At 41.3% G+C, this 1,398-nt stretch carries 1 protein-coding gene; it reads left to right on the forward strand.

Annotation, left to right across the window (positions count from 1 at the left end; all coding sequences use genetic code 11):
- The coding region (hcp, locus tag D0T56_RS16500) for a hydroxylamine reductase (protein ID WP_163321264.1) at positions 1-1,235 on the forward strand (1,235 nt) is incomplete at its 5' end.
- Positions 1,236-1,398 lie beyond the last annotated feature (163 nt).

The raw sequence follows: 1,398 nt of genomic DNA on the forward strand, positions 1-1,398 counted from the left end.
ATGAAGATATTCGTTCATTATGCGAATTATTAATCTACGGATTAAAAGGGATGGCTGCATACGCAGAACACGCCGTTAATCTGGGCTTCGACAATAACGATATTCACGCTTTCATGCAAGAAGCATTAGTTGCAACAACTCAAGAACTTTCTGCTGATGAATTGACTGCATTAGTGCTTAAATGTGGTGAATATGGTGTAAAAACTATGGCATTGCTCGATAAAGCCAATACTTCTACTTATGGCAATCCCGAAATAACAAAAGTCAATATCGGGGTTCGTAATAATCCGGCTATCTTAATATCCGGTCACGACCTGCGCGATATGCAAGATTTGTTGGAACAGACTGAAGGTACAGGTGTGGATGTTTATACTCACAGCGAAATGCTTCCGGCACACTACTATCCGGCATTTAAGAAATACAAGCACTTCGCAGGGAACTATGGTAGTGCGTGGTGGCGTCAGAATGAAGATTTCGAATCGTTCAATGGTGTTATCCTGTTTACGACCAACTGTATCGTGCCACCCCGTTCCACATCCACTTATGCCGATAGGGTTTATACTACAGGCGCTTCCGGATTCAGCGGATTCACACACATTGAAGACCGCAAAGAAGGTAAAGCGAAAGACTTCTCTAAACTGATTGAACATGCTAAACAATGCAAAGCTCCTACCGAAATCGAAACAGGAGAAATCATCGGAGGTTTTGCCCATGAACAGGTATTTACACTGGCTGATAAGGTAGTCGATGCCGTAAAATCAGGTGCTATCCGCAAATTCTTCGTTATGGCAGGTTGCGACGGACGTATGAAGAACCGCAACTATTATACTGAATTTGCTGAAAATCTTCCGAAAGACACGGTAATCCTTACCGCAGGCTGTGCCAAGTATCGCTATAACAAACTGCCGTTGGGCGATATCGGCGGCATCCCACGCGTGCTTGATGCTGGTCAATGTAACGACAGCTATTCATTAGCGTTGATCGCTTTGAAACTGAAAGAAGTATTTGAACTAAATGATGTAAACGAATTGCCAATCGCATACAATATTGCTTGGTACGAACAGAAAGCGGTAATCGTTTTGTTGGCATTGCTTTCATTGGGAGTGAAAAGCATTCACTTAGGACCTACGTTGCCTGCATTCCTTTCTCCAAATGTAGCCAAAGTACTAATCGATAATTTTGGCATCGGAGGAATTACCACGCCGGACGAGGATATGAAGATGTTTTTAGCATAATCTACTAAATACCGATAGTTGAAGAATCCTACTGAAGGCTTTCCTTCATTGTGATAAACTAATATTTGGTGGACTGTGTTATTTAAGAAAAGAATAATAAAGTCTAACTACTACTGATGCGTTAATTTTTCAATTTCAACCGTAATAGGTTGATTATATATAA

Origin of the sequence: Dysgonomonas sp. 520 (assembly GCF_010501095.1) — a bacterium.
Classification (GTDB): Bacteria; Bacteroidota; Bacteroidia; order Bacteroidales; family Dysgonomonadaceae; genus QVMP01.